The sequence below is a fragment of the Mycobacterium alsense genome, assembly GCF_002086635.1.
GTDB classification, from domain to species: domain Bacteria; phylum Actinomycetota; class Actinomycetes; order Mycobacteriales; family Mycobacteriaceae; genus Mycobacterium; species Mycobacterium alsense.
In genome coordinates, this window is record NZ_MVHD01000005.1 from 137,015 (window position 1) to 155,523 (window position 18,509).

An 18,509-nucleotide genomic window follows, 5' to 3' on the forward strand; every position below is an offset into this window, starting at 1 on the left:
AAAGACGTGGGCCTGGAAGAACAGTTGCCCGGTGGCATCCTGCTGTCGACGGTCGAGAAGGTTGCGGGGTACGTCCGCAAGAACTCTCTGTGGCCGGCGACGTTCGGGCTGGCCTGCTGCGCGATCGAGATGATGGCGACCGCGGGGCCGCGGTTCGACATCGCCCGGTTCGGCATGGAGCGGTTCTCGGCGACCCCGCGCCAGGCCGACCTGATGATCGTGGCCGGGCGCGTCAGCCAGAAGATGGCGCCGGTGCTGCGGCAGATCTACGACCAGATGGCCGAGCCGAAATGGGTCCTGTCCATGGGCGTGTGCGCGTCGTCCGGCGGGATGTTCAACAACTACGCGATCGTGCAGGGCGTCGACCACGTCGTCCCCGTCGACATCTACCTGCCCGGCTGCCCACCTCGCCCGGAGATGCTGCTGTACGCAATCCTGAAGCTGCACGAGAAGATTCAACAGATGCCGCTGGGCGTCAATCGCGAAAACGCCATCGCCGAGGCCGAGCAGGCGGCGCTGGCGGCCAGGCCGACGATCGAGATGCGCGGGCTGCTGCAATGAGCTCGCCCGAACACGACCCGAAGGTAGCGGCCAGCGAGGTGGGGGGATCGGTGCCCACCGCCGACGAAGAGGTGATCAACGTCCGCCGGGGCATGTTCGGGGTCACCGGCACCGGCGACACCTCCGGATACGGACGGCTGGTGCGCGAGGTCACGCTGCCGGGCAGCAGTCCCCGGCCCTACGGCGGCTACTTCGACGACATCGCCGACCGGCTCGCCGAGGCGCTGGGGCGCGAGGGCGTCGAATTCGGCGACGCGATAGAGAAAGTCGTGGTCTACCGCGACGAGCTGACGCTGCACGTGCGCCGCGAGATGCTGCCGGAGGTCGCACAGCGACTGCGCGACGAACCCGAACTGCGCTTCGAGATGTGCCTGGGCGTGAGCGGGGTGCACTACCCGAACGAGACGGGTCGCGAACTGCACGCCGTATACCCGCTGCAATCGATCACCCACAACCGCCGCCTGCGGCTGGAAGTGGCTGCGCCGGACAGCGATCCGCACATCCCGTCGCTGTACGGGATCTATCCGACCAACGACTGGCACGAGCGCGAGACATACGACTTCTTCGGCATCGTCTTCGACGGACACCCGTCGCTGACGCGCATCGAGATGCCGGACGACTGGCACGGGCACCCGCAGCGCAAGGACTATCCCCTCGGCGGCATCCCGGTCGAATACAAAGGGGCACAGATCCCCCCGCCCGATGAGCGGAGAGCCTACAACTGATGAGCACAATCACCGACTCGACGCACGACGGCGGCGCTCCGGAGACGGTCGTGGTCGCCGGGGGGCAGGACTGGGACCAGGTCATCGACGCCGCCCGCAACGCGGATCCCGGCGAACGGATCGTCGTCAACATGGGACCCCAGCACCCGTCCACCCACGGGGTGCTGCGGCTGATCCTGGAGATCGAGGGCGAGACGGTCATCGAGGTCCGCTGCGGAATCGGCTACCTGCACACCGGGATCGAGAAGAACCTCGAATACCGCTACTGGACCCAGGGCGTCACATTCGTGACCCGAATGGATTACCTCGCACCGTTTTTCAACGAGACCGCGTTCTGCCTGGGCGTGGAGAAGCTGCTCGGCATCACCGACGAGATACCGGAGCGCGTCAACGTCATCCGGGTCATGATGATGGAGCTCAACCGAATCTCCTCGCATCTGGTGGCGCTGGCGACCGGCGGCATGGAACTGGGCGCGATGACCGCGATGTTCATCGGGTTCCGGGGACGCGAGTACATCCTCAACATCTTCGAACTGATCACCGGCCTGCGGATGAACCACGGCTACATCCGCCCCGGCGGCGTGGCCCAGGACCTGCCACCCAACGCGAAAGACGACATCGCGGCGTTGATCGAGCAGCTGCGGCACCCGCTGCGCGAACTCGGCGACCTGCTCAACGAGAACGCCATCTGGAAGGCCCGCACCGAGGGCGTGGGCTACCTGGACCTGACCGGATGCATGGCGCTGGGCATCACCGGCCCGATCCTGCGTAGCACCGGCCTGCCGCACGACCTCCGCAAGAGCGAGCCCTACTGCGGCTACGAGAACTACGAATTCGACGTGATCACCGACGACGGTTGTGATGCTTACGGGCGCTACATCATTCGCGTCAAGGAGATGTGGGAGTCGCTGAAGATCGTGGAGCAGTGTCTGGACAAATTGCGGCCGGGCCCGACGATGATCGAGGACCGCAAGATCGCGTGGCCCGCCGACCTGAAGGTGGGCCCCGACGGCATGGGCAACTCACCCGAGCACATCGCCAAGATCATGGGCAGCTCGATGGAGGGCTTGATTCACCACTTCAAGCTGGTCACCGAGGGCATTCGGGTTCCGGCGGGACAGGTCTACACCGCGGTCGAATCGCCGCGCGGGGAGCTCGGCGTGCACATGGTCAGCGACGGCGGCACCCGGCCCTACCGGGTGCACTACCGGGACCCGTCGTTCACCAACCTGCAGGCGGTCGCCGCGATGTGCGAGGGCGGGATGGTCGCCGACCTGATCACCGCGGTCGCCAGCATCGACCCGGTCATGGGCGGGGTGGACCGGTGACCGGCCCGCAGGGTCAACCGGTTTTCCTGAGGCTTGGCCCGCCGCCCGAAGAGCCCAACCAGTTCGTCACCGAGGGTGCGCCCCAGTCGTATTCGCCCGAGGTGCGGGCGCGGCTGGAGCTCGACGCCAAGGAGATCATCGGCCGCTACCCCGACAAGCGCTCGGCGCTGTTGCCGTTGCTGCACCTGGTGCAGTCCGAGGATTCGTACCTGACACCGGCGGGGCTGGAGTTCTGCGGCGAGCAACTGGGACTGACCGGCGCCGAGGTGGCGGCGGTGGCGAGCTTTTACACGATGTATCGTCGCGGCCCCACCGGCGACTACCTCGTCGGCGTCTGCACCAACACGCTGTGCGCCGTCATGGGCGGCGACGCCATCTTCGAGACCCTGGTAAACCATCTCGGCGTCCGCAACGACGAGACCACCCCGGACGGCAAAATCACCCTGCAGCACGTCGAGTGCAACGCCGCCTGCGACTTCGCGCCCGTGGTGATGGTCAACTGGGAGTTCTTCGACAACCAGACGCCGGAGTCGGCGCGCGAATTGGTCGATTCCCTGCGCTCGGGCGAGCCCGCGGAGCCCACCCGCGGCGCCCCGCTTTGCCCCTTCCGCGAGACCTCGCGCATCCTGGCCGGGCTGCCCGACGAACGGCCCGAGCAGGACCGGGGCGGCGCCGGGGAGGCCACCCTGGCCGGTCTGCGGGTGGCGAAGGAACTCGGGATGGAGGCGCCGCCGGTGCCGGGGGGCCAGTCATGACCACGGCACAGGCGACGCCGCTGACTCCGGTGCTCAGCCGCTTCTGGGACGATCCCGAGTCCTGGACGCTTCAGACCTATCACCGCCATGACGGCTATCGGGCGATGAAGAAGGCCCTGGCCATGGAGCCCGACGACGTCATCGCCGTCGTCAAGGACTCCGGGCTGCGCGGGCGCGGGGGCGCGGGCTTTTCGACCGGGACGAAGTGGTCCTTCATCCCGCAGGGCGACACCGGCGCCGCGGCCAAGCCGCACTACCTGGTGGTCAATGCCGACGAGTCGGAACCCGGGACGTGCAAAGACATTCCGCTGATGCTGGCGACGCCGCACGTCCTCATCGAAGGCGTCATCATCGCCGCCTACGCGATCCGGGCCCACCATGCGTTCATCTACGTGCGCGGGGAGGTGCTGCCGGTGCTGCGCCGCCTGCAGAACGCGGTGGCCGAGGCCTACGCCGCGGGCTACCTGGGCCGCGACATCAACGGCTCGGGCTTCGATCTGGAGCTGGTGGTGCACGCCGGGGCGGGCGCGTATATCTGCGGTGAGGAAACCGCGCTGCTCGACTCGCTGGAAGGCCGGCGCGGGCAGCCACGGCTGCGGCCGCCGTTCCCCGCGGTGTCGGGTCTCTACGGCTGCCCCACCGTGATCAACAACGTCGAATCCATTGCGAGCGTGCCACCGATCGTGCTCAACGGCGTCGACTGGTTCCGGTCGATGGGCAATGAGAAATCGCCCGGCTTCACGCTGTACTCGCTGTCCGGTCACGTCGAGCGCCCGGGCCAGTACGAGGCGCCGCTGGGAATCACGTTGCGCGAGTTGCTCGAATACGCCGGCGGCGTGCGGGCCGGACACCGGCTCAAGTTCTGGACACCGGGCGGGTCGTCGACACCGATCCTCACCGAGGAGCACCTCGACGTCCCCTTGGACTACGAGGGCGTGGGCGGGGCCGGTTCCATGCTGGGCACCAAGGCGCTGCAGATTTTCGACGAGACGACGTGCGTGGTGCGCGCGGCCCGGCGTTGGTCGGAGTTCTACAAACACGAGTCGTGTGGCAAATGCACGCCGTGCCGGGAGGGAACCTACTGGCTGGTGCCGATCTACGAGCGGCTGGAAACCGGCCGGGGCACCCAGGAGGATCTGGACACGCTGCTCGACATCGCCGACGTCCTGTTCGGAAAGTCGTTCTGTGCGTTGGGCGATGGTGCCGCGATGCCGGTGCAGTCCTCGATCAAGTATTTCCGCGACGAGTACGTCGCCCACGTCGAGGGCGGCGGCTGCCCGTTCGACCCCCGAGACTCGATGCTGACGCCCAACGGAGGTAACGCGTGACCCGCGCCGGAGACAATATGTGCAACTGCGACGAGGTGGGGGTCGCCCCGCCTCGCGGGGGAGAGCGGCGCCGATGACCCAGGCGGCCAAACCTGAGACCGGCGACGGGGTGGCCCAGCCGGAGATGGTGACGTTCACCATCGACGACAACGAAGTCACCGTTCCCAAGGGGACTTTGGTGATCCGCGCGGCGGAGTTGCTGGGCATCCAGATCCCTCGCTTCTGCGAACATCCGTTGTTGGACCCGGTGGGCGCGTGCCGGCAGTGCATCGTGGAGATCGAGGGTCAGCGCAAGCCGATGACGTCGTGCACGGTGGTGGCCACCGATGACATGGTGGTGCGCACCCAATTGACGTCGGAGGTTGCCGACAAGGCGCAGCACCTGGTGATGGAACTGCTCTTGATCAACCATCCGCTGGACTGTCCGATGTGCGACAAGGGCGGCGAGTGCCCCCTGCAGAACCAGGCCATGTCCAACGGCCGCCCCGAGAGCCGCTTCCACGACGACAAACGGCGCTTCGCCAAGCCCATCAACGTCTCGTCGCAGGTGCTGCTGGATCGGGAGCGCTGCATTTCCTGCGTCCGCTGCACCCGATTCTCCGAGCAGATCGCCGGCGACAAATTCATCGACGTGCTGGAACGCGGTGCGCAGCAGCAGATCGGCATCTACGCCAATGAGCCGTTCAACTCGTACTTTTCGGGGAACACGGTGCAGATCTGCCCGGTGGGCGCGCTGACCGGGACCGCGTACCGCTTCCGGGCCCGCCCCTTCGACCTGGTCTCCAGCCCGAGCGTGTGCGAGCACTGCGCCTCGGGGTGCGCGCAGCGCACCGACCATCGCCGCGGCAAGGTGCTGCGCCGGCTCGCCGGCGACGACCCCGAGGTCAACGAGGAGTGGAACTGCGACAAGGGCCGGTGGGCCTTCACCTACGCGACCCAGCCCGACGTGATCACCACACCCCTGATCCGGGACGCGGCCGGCGAGCTGCAGCCGGCGTCGTGGTCGCACGCCATCGCGACGGCGGCCCAGGGGCTCGAGGGGGCCCGCGGGCGCGCCGGGGTGCTGGTCGGCGGCCGGGTGACCTGGGAGGACGCCTACGCGTACAGCAAGTTCGCCCGAATCACGTTGGACACCAACGACATCGACTTCCGCGCCCGCCCGCACTCGGCCGAGGAGGCCGACTTCCTGGCCGCTCGCATCGCCGGGCAGCCGGTCACCGTCAGCTACTCCGACCTGGAGTCGGCACCGGTGGTGGTCCTCGTCGGGTTCGAGCCGGAAGAGGAATCGCCAATCGTGTTCCTGCGGCTGCGCAAGGCCGCCCGCAAGAACGGCGTGCCCGTGTACGCGGTCGCGCCGTTCGCCACCCGCGCGCTGGAGAAGATGTCCGGCCGGTTGCTCGAGACCGTTCCCGGCGCCGAGGCGGCCGCGCTGGACGGCCTGGCCGGCGGCGAGGTCGGTGAGCTGCTGGCCAAGCCGGGCGCCGTCATCATGGCCGGCGAGCGCCTGGCCACCGTGCCCGGTGGCTTCTCGGCCGCGGCCCGGCTCGCCGACGCCACCGGCGCCCGGCTGGCGTGGGTGCCGCGCCGGGCCGGCGAGCGCGGCGCGCTGGAGGCCGGCGCGCTGCCCACGCTGCTGCCCGGTGGCCGCCCGGTCGGCGACGACGCCGCGCGGGCGCAGGTCGCCACGGCGTGGAATGTCGACGAATTGCCTTCCGCCACAGGGCGTGACACCGATGCCATCCTGGCCGCCGCCACCGACGGATCCCTGGGCGCGCTGCTGGTGGGCGGCATCGAGCCGGGCGACTTCGCCGATCCCGACGCGGTGCTGGCCGCGCTGGACGCGGTCGGTTTCCTCGTCAGCCTGGAACTGCGACACAGCCCCGTCACCGAACGCGCCGACGTGGTGTTCCCCGTCGCGGCGACGACCCAGAAGTCCGGCGCCTTCGTCAACTGGGAGGGCCGCTACCGCGGGTTCGAGCCCGCGCTGCGTGGCACCGCCGAGGCGGCCCGCCAATCCGACCATCGGGTGCTCGACACGCTGGCCGACGAGATGGGCGTCTACCTCGGCACGACCACCGTCGAGTCGGCCCGCGACGAACTCGCCGCGCTGGGCGTCTGGGACGGCGAACGCGCCGCCGGCCCCGAGGTCGCGCCGGCCGAACCTCCCCGGCCCGGGCGGGGACAGGCCGTGCTGGCCGGGTGGCGGATGCTGCTCGACGAGGGCCGAATGCAGGACGGCGAACCGCATCTGGCGGGCACCGCGCGCAAGCCCGTCGTCCGGCTGTCGGCCGACACCGCCGCCGAGATCGGCGCCACCGACGGCGCCGACGTCACGGTCGGCACGCCGCGCGGATCGATCACCCTCCCGCTGGCCATCACCGACATGCCCGACCGGGTGGTGTGGCTTCCGCTGAACTCGCCGGGTTCGGCGGTGCACCGCAAATTCGGTGTGACCGTCGGCGGCGTCGTCACGATCGGAGCGGGAGCATGACCACGTTGAGCGCCTTCGGGCACGACACCTGGTGGCTGGTGCTGGGCAAGGCGCTGGCCATCTTCGTGTTCCTCATGCTGAACGTGCTGCTCGCGATCCTGCTCGAACGCAAGATTCTCGGCTGGATGCAGATGCGGCCCGGCCCCAACCGGGTGGGGCCGTGGGGCGCCCTGCAGAGCCTGGCCGACGGGATCAAGCTCGCGCTCAAGGAGAGCATCACCCCGGGCGGCATCGACAAGTTCGTTTACTTTGCGGCGCCGGTCTTCTCGGTGATCCCCGCGTTCACCGCGTTCGCGTTCATCCCGTTCGGGCCGGTGGTGTCGGTGTTCGGCCACCGGACGCCGTTGCAGCTGACCGACCTGCCGGTCGCGGTGTTGTTCATCCTGGGCCTGTCGGCGATCGGGGTCTACGGCATCGTGCTGGGCGGCTGGGCGTCGGGTTCCACCTACCCGCTGCTGGGTGGGGTGCGCTCCACCGCGCAGGTCATCTCCTACGAGGTGGCGATGGGGCTGTCCTTCGCCACGGTGTTCCTCTACGCCGGCTCCATGTCGACGTCGCAGATCGTGGCCGCGCAGGACCGGGTCTGGTACGTGTTCTGGTTGCTGCCGTCGTTCGTGATCTACCTGATCTCGATGGTCGGCGAAACCAACAGGGCGCCATTCGATCTGCCCGAGGCCGAGGGGGAGCTGGTCGCGGGGTTTCACACCGAGTATTCGTCGCTGAAGTTCGCGATGTTCATGCTGGCCGAGTACGTCAACATGATGACGGTTTCGTCGCTGGCCACGGCCCTGTTCTTCGGGGGCTGGCACGCGCCGTGGCCGCTGAACATGTGGGCCGGCGCCAACGCCGGGTGGTGGCCGGTGCTGTGGTTCACCGCCAAGATGTGGACCTTCCTGTTCATCTACATGTGGTTGCGCGCCTCGCTGCCGCGGCTGCGCTACGACCAGTTCATGGCGCTGGGCTGGAAGCTGTTGATCCCGGCCGCGCTGGTGTGGATCCTGATCGCCGCGGTCATCCGCACGCTGCGCAACCAGGGGTACGCACATTGGACGCCGCTGCTGGTCATCAGCAGCATCGTCGTGGCCTCGGCGCTGGTGCTGCTGTTGCGAAAACCGCTCACCGCGCCGGGGATTCGCGCGATGGAGCGGCAACTGCGCCGCCAGCGCGGGGCGGCGGCGGGACCGGAAATTCCCGCGATCACCGAGCCAGCATTCCCGACACCGCCGCTGCCGGCGGTCGGTGCCAGCAAGGAGAAAGCACGTGCCTAGATACCTGCCCTCGCTGAAGGCCATTGCGGGCTTCGGCGTGACGTTCGCCGCGATGTTCAAGCGGAGGGTCACCGAGGAATACCCGGAGAAGCCCGGGCCCGTCGCGCCGCGCTACCACGGCCGTCACCAACTCAACCGCTACCCCGACGGCCTGGAGAAATGCATCGGGTGCGAGCTGTGCGCCTGGGCCTGCCCCGCCGACGCCATCTACGTCGAGGGCGCCGACAACACCGAGGAGCTGAGGTATTCGCCCGGGGAACGCTACGGCCGGGTGTACCAGATCAACTACCTGCGCTGCATCGGGTGCGGCCTGTGCATCGAGGCCTGCCCGACACGGGCCCTGACGATGACCAACGACTACGAGATGGCCGACGACAACCGCGCCGACCTCATCTACGAGAAGGACCGGCTGCTCGCTCCCCTGCTGCCCGACATGACCGCGCCGCCGCATCCCAGGGCGGAAGGCGCCACCGACAAGGACTACTACCAGGGCAACGTGACCGCCGAGGGGCTAAGCGTGGGAACCCGCGCGAAAGACACCGCCGGGGACACAAGGTGACCGCGCTGCTGGCCACGAACCTCGCCTCTGACGCCATCGTTCGCACCTCCACCGGCGAGGCGGTGACGTTCTGGGTGCTGGGTGCGCTCGCACTGGTCGGCGCGCTCGGGGTGGTGCTGGCGGCCAACGCCGTGTACTCGGCGATGTTTTTGGCGATGACGATGATCATCCTGGCGGTGTTCTACATGATCCAGGACGCACTGTTTCTGGGCGTCGTCCAGGTGGTGGTCTATACCGGCGCGGTGATGATGCTGTTCCTGTTCGTGCTGATGCTGATCGGCGTGGACTCCGCGGAATCGCTCAAGGAGACGCTGCGCGGCCAGCGCGTCGCGGCGGTGTTGACCGGCATCGGCTTCGGTGTGCTGCTGCTGGCCGCGATCGGCAACGTGGCGACCGGGGGCCACCCGGGTTTTGTGGGACTGACCGCCGCCAACGCCAACGGCAACGTGGAAGGCCTGGCCGCACTGATCTTTTCGCGCTACCTCTGGGCGTTCGAGCTGACCAGCGCGTTGCTGATCACCGCGGCCATCGGGGCGATGGTGCTGGCCCACCGGGAGCGCTTCGCGCGCCGCAAGACCCAGCGGGAGCTGTCCGAGGAACGCTTCCGTTCCGGCGGGCGGCCCACCCCCCTGCCCAACCCGGGTGTCTACGCCCGCCAGAACGCGGTCGACGTGGCCGCCATGCTGCCCGACGGCTCGTACTCGGAGCTGTCGGTGTCCCCCATCCTGCGGATCCGCGGCGCGGACGGCGATGAGGTCGCAGAGTCTCGTTCCGCCAAGGCCCTGAAAGGCGGCGCGTCGTGAATCCGGTTAACTACCTTTACCTTTCGGCGCTGCTGTTCACCGTCGGGGCCGCGGGTGTGCTGCTGCGCCGCAACGCCATCGTGATGTTCATGTGCGTCGAACTGATGCTCAACGCCGTCAACCTGGCGTTCGTCACGTTCGCGCGGATGCACGGCCATCTCGACGGCCAGATGATCGCATTCTTCACGATGGTGGTGGCCGCCTGCGAGGTCGTCGTCGGCCTGGCCATCATCATGACGATTTTCCGTGCCCGCAAATCCGCGTCGGTCGACGACGCCAACCTACTCAAAGGCTGAACGACGCCAACATGACTCACTACACCTGGCTGCTCGTGGCACTGCCATTGGCGGGTGCCGCAATCCTGCTGTTCGGGGGCAGGCGCACCGACGCGTGGGGCCACCTGCTGGGCTGCGCGGCCGCGCTCGCGTCATTCGGCGTGGGCGCGACGCTGCTCGCGGACATGCTCGGCCGGAGCGGCGCCGACCGGGTCATCCACCAGAAGGTGTTCAGCTGGATCCCCGTCGGCGGGCTCCAGGTCGACCTCGGGCTGCAGATCGACCAGCTGGCCATGTGTTTCGTGCTGCTGATCACCGGGGTCGGATCGCTGATCCACATCTATTCCGTCGGCTACATGGCCGAGGACCCGGACCGGCGCCGGTTTTTCGGCTACCTCAACCTGTTCCTGGCCTCGATGCTGCTGCTGGTGGTCGCCGACAACTACGTGGTGCTCTACGTCGGCTGGGAGGGCGTCGGCCTGGCGTCCTACCTGCTGATCGGTTTCTGGTACCACAAGCCGACGGCGGCCACCGCCGCCAAGAAGGCGTTCGTGATGAACCGGGTCGGCGACGCCGCGCTGGCCGTGGGAATGTTCTTGATGTTCAGCACGTTCGGCACGCTTTCGTACGCCGGCGTGTTCTCCGGCGCACCGGCCGCGAGTCGGGGCGCGCTGACCGCGATGGGACTGCTGTTGCTGCTGGGCGCCTGCGCCAAGTCCGCGCAGGTGCCGCTGCAGGCCTGGCTCGGTGACGCGATGGAGGGTCCCACCCCGGTGTCCGCGTTGATCCACGCCGCCACCATGGTGACCGCCGGCGTGTACCTGATCGTGCGGTCCAACCCGCTGTACAACCTGGCGCCCGACGCGCAACTGGCCGTGGTCATCGTCGGCGCCGTCACGTTGCTGTTCGGGGCGTTCATCGGCTGCGCCAAGGACGACATCAAGCGCGCCCTGGCGGCGTCGACGATGAGCCAGATCGGCTACATGGTGCTGGCCGCCGGCCTGGGCCCGGCCGGTTACGCGTTTGCGATCATGCACCTGCTCACCCACGGCTTCTTCAAGGCCGGCCTGTTCCTCGGCTCCGGCGCGGTCATCCACGCGATGCACGAGGAGCAGGACATGCGCCGCTACGGCGGCCTGCGCGCCGCGCTGCCGGTCACGTTCGCCACCTTCGGCCTCGGATATCTGGCGATCATCGGGGTGCCGCCGTTCGCGGGCTTCTTCTCCAAGGACAAGATCATCGAGGCCGCGCTGTCGACCGGCGACACCCGGGGCTACGTCCTGGGCGGGGCCGCGCTGCTGGGCGCCGGCGTCACCGCCTTCTACATGACGCGCGTGATGCTGATGACCTTCTTCGGCGAAAAGCGTTGGACCCCCGGCTCCCATCCGCACGAGGCGCCGGCCGTGATGACCTGGCCGATGATCCTGCTCGCGGTCGGCTCGACGTTCTCCGGCCTGCTGCTGTGGTGGGGAGGCGCCCTGCAGCGCTGGCTCGAGCCCGTCGTCGGGGCGCACGAGGAAGCCGCCCACGCGCTGCCGCCCTGGGTCACCACCGTCGTGGCGCTGGCGGTGGTCGCCATCGGCATCGTGGTGGCCGTCCGGATGTACGCGACCGTGCCCATCCCCAGGGTGGCGCCCGTCCGCGTCTCGGTGCTCACCACCGCCGCTCGCGCCGACCTCTACGGCGACGCTTTCAACGAGGAGGTGTTCATGCGCCCTGGCGCGCAACTGACCCACGCGCTGGTCGAGGTCGACGACGCGGGCGTGGACGGCTCCGTCAACGCGCTGGCGGCGCTGGTGAGCCGCACGTCGAATCGCCTGCGGGAGTTGCAAACCGGGTTCGCCCGCAACTACGCGTTGTCCATGCTGGTGGGCGCCGTGCTGGTGGCCGCGCTGATCCTGGCGGTGAAGGTGTGGTGAACGGGCCTTTGCTGAACGGTATTCCGTGGCTGAGCGTCCTGTGGCTGGTGCCGCTGGCGGGTTCGGTGCTGATCATCCTGCTGCCCCCGGGGCTTCGCCGGGCCGCCAAGTGGACGGGCCTGGTCTTCGGCGTGCTGACGCTGGCGGTGGCGATCGTGGTGACCCTCGGCTTCAAGCCCGGTGGCGCGACCTACCAGCTCGTCGAAAGTCACCGGTGGATACCGGCGTTGGGCGCGGGCTACTCCCTCGGCGTGGACGGCATCGCGGTGGTGCTGGTGCTGCTGACCGCGGTGCTGATCCCGCTGCTGCAGGTCGCCGGCTGGAATGACGGCGGCGAGAACGGCCGCAGCGATGGTGGCGACCCGCCCCGTTCGGCTTCGCCGAGCTTGCGATCATCACGAAACGTGCACGCCTACGTCGCGCTGACGCTGGCCATCGAATCGATGGTGCTGATCTCGGTGATCGCGCTGGACGTGCTGCTGTTCTACGTGTTCTTCGAGGCCATGCTCATCCCGATGTACTTCCTGATCGGCGGCTTCGGCCAGGGACCCGGCAAGTCACGCGCGGCCGTGAAGTTCCTGCTGTACAACCTGTTCGGCGGCCTGATCATGCTGGCGGCGGTGATCGGGCTGTACGTGGTCACCGCGGAACACGGCCCGGGCACGTTCGACTTCCGCGAGATCGTGGCCGGCGTCGCGTCCGGCCGCTACGGCGCCGACCCCGCGGTGTTCAAGGCGCTGTTTTTGGGCTTCATGTTCGCATTCGCGATCAAGGCGCCGCTGTGGCCCTTCCACCGCTGGCTGCCCGACGCCGCCGTCGAGGCCACGCCGGCCACCGCGGTGCTGATGATGGCGGTGATGGACAAGGTGGGCACCTTCGGCATGCTGCGCTACTGCCTGCAGCTGTTCCCCGACGCCTCAACGTATTTCCGTCCGCTGATCATCGTGCTGGCGGTCATCGGGGTGGTCTACGGCGCGATCGTGGCGGTCGGCCAGGCCGACATCATGCGCCTGATCGCCTACACCTCGATCTCGCACTTCGGGTTCATCATCCTGGGCATCTTCGTGATGACCAGCCAGGGGCAGAGCGGGTCTACGCTCTACATGCTCAACCACGGTCTGTCCACCGCGGCGGTATTCCTGATCGCGGGCTTCTTGATTTCCCGGCACGGCAGCCGCGCGATCGCCGACTACGGCGGCGTGCAGAAGGTGGCACCCATCCTCGCGGGCACGTTCCTGGTGTCGGCCATGGCCACCCTGTCGTTGCCCGGGCTGGCGCCGTTCGTCAGCGAATTCCTGGTCCTGCTGGGCACTTTCAGCCGCTACTGGCTGGCCGCGGCGTTCGGGGTCACGGCGCTGGTCCTTTCGGCGATCTACATGCTGTGGCTCTACCAGCGGGTCATGACGGGGCCGGTGGCCAGCGGCAACGAACGCATCGGCGACCTGAAGGCGCGCGAAATGGTCGTCGTGGCACCGCTGATCGCGCTCCTGATTGCCCTCGGGGTCTACCCCAAGCCCGTGCTGGACCTGATCAACCCCGCCGTCGAGAACACCATGACCACCATCGGCCAGCATGACCCGGCGCCGCGCGTGCCCCCGGGTACCGGCATTCCACAGACAGCCGAAGGACCGCATTGATGACCCTGCCCACCCCCAGCATCGAGTACTTCCTGTTGTGCCCGATGCTCATCGTCTTCGGCGTCGCGGTCGTTGGCGTGCTCGTCGAGGCCTTCCTGCCCAGGCGAATTCGCTACGGCGCCCAGGTGACCCTCGCGCTCGGCGGCCTGATCGCGGCGTTCGTCGCGGTCATCGCGGTGAGCCGCTCGCTGCACCCCGCGGGGCGCACCGGGGTGCTCGGCGCGGTCGCCGTCGACCGCCCGACGCTGTTCCTGCAGGGCACCGTGCTGTTGGTCGCGGTGCTCGCGGTCATCTTCATCGCCGAGCGGACGCAAGCCAGGACGGCAAGCAAAATCTCCGTGGGCGCCGGCGCCACCGGCCCGGGTGGGCTGGATTCCTTCACGCCGCAGGCGTCCGCGGTCCCGGGCAGCGACATCGAGCGCGACGCCGAGCGGGCGGGAGCGGCGCAGACCGAACTCTTCCCGCTGGCGATGCTGTCGGTCGGCGGCATGATGGTGTTCCCCGCGTCCAATGACCTGTTGACGATGTTCGTCGCGCTGGAAGTGCTGTCGCTGCCGCTGTACCTGATGTGCGGGTTGGCCCGCCACCGCCGCCTGCTGTCGCAGGAGGCGGCGATGAAGTACTTCCTGCTGGGCGCCTTCTCCTCGGCGTTCTTCCTCTACGGCGTGGCGCTGCTGTACGGCGCCACGGGCACCCTGCTGCTGCCCGGGATCCGGGTTGCGCTTGCGGCCCACGGTGATAGCTCGATGGCGTTGACCGGCGTCGCGCTGTTGTCGGTCGGGCTGCTGTTCAAGGTGGGCGCGGTCCCGTTCCACTCCTGGATTCCCGACGTGTACCAGGGCGCGCCCACGCCGATCACGGGGTTCATGGCGGCGGCCACCAAGGTGGCGGCGTTCGGCGCGCTGCTCCGGGTGGTCTACGTCGCGCTGCCGCCGCTGCACGACCAGTGGCGACCGGTGCTGTGGGCGATCTCGATCCTGACGATGGCCGTGGGCACCATCACGGCGGTCAACCAGACCGACGTGAAGAGGATGCTGGCCTATTCGTCGGTCGCGCACGTGGGTTTCATTCTCACCGGCGTGATCGCCGACAACAGGGCGGGCCTGTCGTCCACGCTCTTCTATCTGGTCGCCTACAGCTTCAGCACCGTCGGCGCGTTCGCCATCGTCAGCCTGATCCGCAACGCCGACGGCGTCGAGGACGCCAAGCTGTCGCACTGGGCTGGCCTGGGGCAGCGTTTTCCCATTGTGGGCGTGATGTTTTCGATGTTCCTCTTGGCGTTCGCCGGCATTCCGCTGACGAGCGGATTCGTCAGCAAGCTCGCCGTCTTCAAGGCCGCCGCCCAGGGCGGCGCGGCGCCGTTGGTCATCATCGGTGTCGTGGCCAGCGGTGTGGCCGCCTACTTCTACGTGCGGGTCATCGTGTCGATGTTCTTCACCGAGGCGACCGAGGACACCCCACACGTGGTGGCGCCGGGCATCCTGAGCAAGGCCGCGATCGCGGTATGCGCCGCGGTCACAGTGGTTTTGGGGATCTTCCCGCAGCCCCTGCTCGACCTCGCCGATCAGGCGGCCCGGCTGCTGCACTGAGTCAGCAGCCGGGTCGGCTGCGACTCAGCCGCCCAGGAAGAGGCCGGCCAGGTCGGCGCCGGCGGCCAACGCCTGGTCGAAGGCCCCCAACGGGCCGCCGATCTGGCCGCCGTTGAAGACCTGCTGTCCGCTGCCGAGCAGCAGGCTCGAGTTGAAGCCCGTCCCGGGCTGCGCACCGGTGAAACCGTTGATGAATTGCTGACCGGAGCCCCAGAGCAGGTTGCCGACGTTGAAGCTGCGGTTGACGAAGCCGTTCAGCGCGCTGTCGGTGCCGAACGTGCTTTGCTCCCAGGTCACCTCGGCGTTCGTCAGCGCGTGGTTGAAGGTGAGCTCGCTGTTGATCAGGTTGGCGTTGAAGTTGGTTTGCGCCGTGTCAAGCTGCTGGAAGAACGTGTTGATCGGGTTGGTCGTGGCCGCACTGCCCACCGCGCTCAGCGCCGCCTGCGCCGGCGCCCCCAAGCTCACGTTTATTTGTCCCGGGAACAAACCGGCGAGGTCGGCGCCCGCGGCCAGGCTCTGGTCGAAGGCCCCCAGCGGACCGCCGATGGTGCCGCTGTTGAAGGGCTGGGCCGCGCTTCCGATCAGCAAATTCGAATTGAAGGTCGTCGGGACCTGTGCGCCGGTGAAAAGGTTGACGCCTTGCTGAGCGCTGCCCCACAACAGGTTTCCGACGTTGAAGCTGCGGTTGACGAAACCGTTGAGGGCGGTGTTGGTCCCGAAGACGGCCTGCTCGAACCCCAGCTCGCTGTTCACCAGCGACTTGTTGAACGTCATCTCGCCGTTGACCAGGTTGGTGTTGAAGTTGACCTGCGCGGTCTCGAGTTGCTGCAGGAAACCGCTGACCGGGTTGCTCGTGGCCGCGCCGGCCAGCTGGCCCGGCAGGTTCTGCAGCGCCGCCGGCAGCGACGTCAACTGCTCGGCCGCCGCCGACACCCCGCCGTGATAGCCCACCATCGCGGCCACGTCGGCGGCCCACATCTGCTCGTAGTTCGACTCCACCGCCGCGATCGCCGGCGCGTTCTGCCCGAACAGGTTCGACACCACCAGCTCGACCAAATTGGTGCGGTTCGCCGCCACCGCCGCCGGGTGCACCGTCGCCGCGAAGGCCGACTCGAACGCGCTGACGACCGCCTTGGCCTGCGCCGCGGCACCCGACGCCTGGGTCGCGGCGGCGTTCAGCCACCCCGTGTAGGGGGCGGCGGCCGACACCATCGCCGCCGCCGCCGGACCCTGCCACGCCTGACCGGCCAACCCCGAGGTCACCGACGAAAACGACTCCGCGGCGGAGTTCAGCTCGGCGGCCAGGCCGTCCCAGGCGGCCGCGGCCGCGATCATCGGCGCCGAACCGGCACCCGAGAACATCCGCAGTGAATTGATCTCCGGCGGAAGAGTTAAAAAGCTCATCGGCTTGTCCCCTCGTTGCGTCGCAGCCCGGCATCCATCCCCAGGGCCGGGCGGCCGACCGAGCGCCGCCCGGCCGTCGACAACAGACTCTAGGGATATTGTTTCCAGATCACCCGAAAACGTCTGTTTTCGTCACGCGCGCTCAGCTCACGAACGGGCGCGTGGCCAGCACGTAGAGCGCCAGCGCCCCCAACGGGGCGGCCAACGGCAGCCATGGCACCTGCAGCGGGAACGACGTGGCAACCAGCCCGGCGCACGAAAACCCAACGGCCGCAACGGCCGTCGGCCAGCTCCAGATGACGACACCCGCGGGAACCCCGACCGCGTGGCGGCACACCAGGTAGGCGACCGCGCAGAGCCCGGACCAGGCGGCGAACACCGGCGACGGGTCCGACGCCAGGATGGTCGCCACGGTCAGCAGCACGGCGACCGTCGCCGCCGGTCTAAAAGCCACCCCGGCGCCCACCGCAACGGCGGCGGCCACGCCGGCGACGATCGGTGCGCCGTGCGAACCGAAGGCCGCCAATGCCACCATGAGCGCGCCGAAAACGGTCGAGGCGGCCAGGGCGGCCGAGCGGGCGATCGGGTTCATGCCGCTATCCCCTGACCCGACCCCGCACGCGGTGGCGGCGGTCCGGCATCAAGCCCATGGACTGGTCCAGCGTGCCGTCCGCCCGCCACGACACGATGTCCACCCCGACCGTCGCCATGTCGCGGTACATCGCCGAGCGTTGCAGCGCCCACATCCGATCGATCAGCGGATCCTGCCGCTCCTCGAATGGGGACCTGTCGAGAATGTCGACGGCGACCACGACGTGGCCGCGTTTGCGGAGGTCGATCAGCGCCAACGCGAACTCGGTGTCCAGCAGGGTGGAAAACGCGATGACGATCGCGCCGACGGGAACGGCCGCGCGCGGCGCCAGTGTGCCGGTTGTGTTCTCGAAGCCCTCGCCGGCGCCGAGCACCGTGTCGAGCACCCGGTAGAACTGGCGCTGTCCGATGTCCGCGCCCAGCCACCGCGGGCGGTTGCCGCCGAGGGCCACGATCCCGGCGCGATCGCCGTGCCGCAGCGCGGTCTGCACCACCTGGGCCGCGCCGCGGACGACCCGTTCGGTGGCATCGGTCGCCGGCCCCGCCGGCTGCCGGTAGGTGTCGATCAGCACCACCACGTCCGCGGCGCGGTCGGTCAAGCGCTGCGTCACGTGCAGCTGGCGGCGGCGCGCGCTCACCGGCCAGTTGACCGCCCGCAGTTGGTCACCGGGAACATAGGGGCGGATGTCGGCGTATTCGACACCGGGGCCGATGTGCCGGGTGAGGTGGGCGCCGAGGCGGTCGAGCAGCTCGATCTGCGGCAGGGGCGTCGACTGCGGCGGCGTCAGCGGGAATACGATGACGTCGGCGGCGTCGACGGCGGCCGTTCCGGTGAGCAACCCGCCGCGCGCGAGCACGTCGACGCGGGCCCGGATCGGGTACCGGCCCCACCGCTCTGCCGTCGCCACAACCGCTTTCGCGTGGGGCGACTGGTGCTCGAGCGCCTCGAGATGCAGGCCCGGGACCGGCGACAGGCTCAGCTCGACCGCGGCGGGCTCGGGCGCCCCGGGCTTGCCGGTCACCCATACTTTCAGCCGCGCCCGCTCGCTTTCGAAGCAGCGCTGCGAATCGGGTTCTCCGTGCACCCAGAGCGCCGGCGCGGGGCGCTGCCAGCTGAGCGAGCACAACACGCCGAGCAGTGGCGCCGCGAAGGCGATCAGCTGCCAGCGCCCGCCGATCACCGCGACGGCCAGCGCGGCGCCAGCGCAGGTCGCGATCGCCCGCGTCAATGGCGATGCGCGCCAACGGAACTCGACCTCACGCGTCTGGATCACGC

The 18,509-nt window shown here is 68.7% G+C and carries 15 protein-coding genes and 1 pseudogene; 13 read left to right on the top strand and 3 right to left on the bottom strand.

Annotated elements, in window-relative coordinates; all coding sequences use genetic code 11:
- Positions 1-6 precede the first annotated feature (6 nt).
- The 13 genes from BST11_RS05590 (at position 7) to nuoN (ending at position 15,238) form a co-directional block, all read left to right on the top strand.
- Positions 7-561, top strand: coding sequence for a NuoB/complex I 20 kDa subunit family protein (locus tag BST11_RS05590; protein WP_067315934.1), 555 nt, complete (start codon positions 7-9; stop codon positions 559-561).
- Positions 558-1,286, top strand: coding sequence for an NADH-quinone oxidoreductase subunit C (locus BST11_RS05595; RefSeq protein ID WP_083136968.1), 729 nt, complete (start codon positions 558-560; stop codon positions 1,284-1,286). Before BST11_RS05590 ends, BST11_RS05595 begins: the two co-directional genes overlap by 4 nt.
- Positions 1,286-2,614 carry an NADH dehydrogenase (quinone) subunit D gene (gene nuoD, locus BST11_RS05600; RefSeq protein WP_083136969.1) on the top strand — a complete coding sequence of 443 codons (1,329 nt, stop codon included), beginning with the start codon at positions 1,286-1,288 and terminating at the stop codon, positions 2,612-2,614. Before BST11_RS05595 ends, nuoD begins: the two co-directional genes overlap by 1 nt.
- A complete protein-coding gene (gene nuoE, locus BST11_RS05605; protein ID WP_083136970.1) occupies positions 2,611-3,369 on the top strand; it encodes an NADH-quinone oxidoreductase subunit NuoE in 759 nt (252 codons plus the stop codon). The genes nuoD and nuoE overlap by 4 nt, the downstream gene beginning before the upstream one ends.
- A complete protein-coding gene (nuoF, locus tag BST11_RS05610; protein ID WP_083136971.1) occupies positions 3,366-4,697 on the top strand; it encodes an NADH-quinone oxidoreductase subunit NuoF in 1,332 nt (443 codons plus the stop codon). Before nuoE ends, nuoF begins: the two co-directional genes overlap by 4 nt.
- A 73-nt stretch (positions 4,698-4,770) precedes the next feature.
- Entirely contained in the window at positions 4,771-7,188 is a 2,418-nt protein-coding gene (locus tag BST11_RS05615) for an NADH-quinone oxidoreductase subunit G (RefSeq protein WP_083136972.1), read from the top strand.
- Between the two features lie 5 nt (positions 7,189-7,193).
- Positions 7,194-8,456 carry an NADH-quinone oxidoreductase subunit NuoH gene (gene nuoH / locus BST11_RS05620; RefSeq protein WP_169834881.1) on the top strand — a complete coding sequence of 421 codons (1,263 nt, stop codon included), beginning with the start codon at positions 7,194-7,196 and terminating at the stop codon, positions 8,454-8,456.
- Positions 8,449-9,015, top strand: coding sequence for an NADH-quinone oxidoreductase subunit NuoI (gene nuoI / locus BST11_RS05625; RefSeq protein ID WP_264010334.1), 567 nt, complete (start codon positions 8,449-8,451; stop codon positions 9,013-9,015). The genes nuoH and nuoI overlap by 8 nt, the downstream gene beginning before the upstream one ends.
- An 8-nt stretch (positions 9,016-9,023) precedes the next feature.
- Positions 9,024-9,818 (top strand): NADH-quinone oxidoreductase subunit J, encoded by a 795-nt coding sequence (locus BST11_RS05630; RefSeq protein WP_142276205.1) that lies wholly within the window; start codon positions 9,024-9,026, stop codon positions 9,816-9,818.
- Positions 9,815-10,114: an NADH-quinone oxidoreductase subunit NuoK gene (nuoK, locus tag BST11_RS05635; RefSeq protein ID WP_083136975.1), complete on the top strand. Its 300-nt coding sequence runs from the start codon at positions 9,815-9,817 to the stop codon at positions 10,112-10,114. The genes BST11_RS05630 and nuoK overlap by 4 nt, the downstream gene beginning before the upstream one ends.
- A gap of 11 nt (positions 10,115-10,125) precedes the next feature.
- A complete protein-coding gene (gene nuoL, locus BST11_RS05640) occupies positions 10,126-12,012 on the top strand; it encodes an NADH-quinone oxidoreductase subunit L (RefSeq protein ID WP_083136976.1) in 1,887 nt (628 codons plus the stop codon).
- Positions 12,013-12,023: 11 nt separating this feature from the next.
- A complete protein-coding gene (locus tag BST11_RS05645; protein WP_169834882.1) occupies positions 12,024-13,649 on the top strand; it encodes an NADH-quinone oxidoreductase subunit M in 1,626 nt (541 codons plus the stop codon).
- Entirely contained in the window at positions 13,649-15,238 is a 1,590-nt protein-coding gene (gene nuoN, locus BST11_RS05650) for an NADH-quinone oxidoreductase subunit NuoN (protein ID WP_083136977.1), read from the top strand. Before BST11_RS05645 ends, nuoN begins: the two co-directional genes overlap by 1 nt.
- Before the next feature lie 942 nt (positions 15,239-16,180).
- Here the strand turns inward: nuoN and BST11_RS29400 are convergent.
- From BST11_RS29400 to BST11_RS05665, 3 genes and pseudogenes are all read right to left on the bottom strand, one after another.
- Positions 16,181-16,642, bottom strand: a pseudogene (locus BST11_RS29400) (PPE family protein); the annotation flags it as partial.
- 142 nt (positions 16,643-16,784) lie between these two features.
- Positions 16,785-17,234: a hypothetical protein gene (locus BST11_RS05660; RefSeq protein WP_083136979.1), complete on the bottom strand. Its 450-nt coding sequence runs from the start codon at positions 17,232-17,234 to the stop codon at positions 16,785-16,787.
- 4 nt (positions 17,235-17,238) lie between these two features.
- Positions 17,239-18,507 (bottom strand): DUF58 domain-containing protein, encoded by a 1,269-nt coding sequence (locus BST11_RS05665; protein WP_083137039.1) that lies wholly within the window; start codon positions 18,505-18,507, stop codon positions 17,239-17,241.
- Positions 18,508-18,509 lie beyond the last annotated feature (2 nt).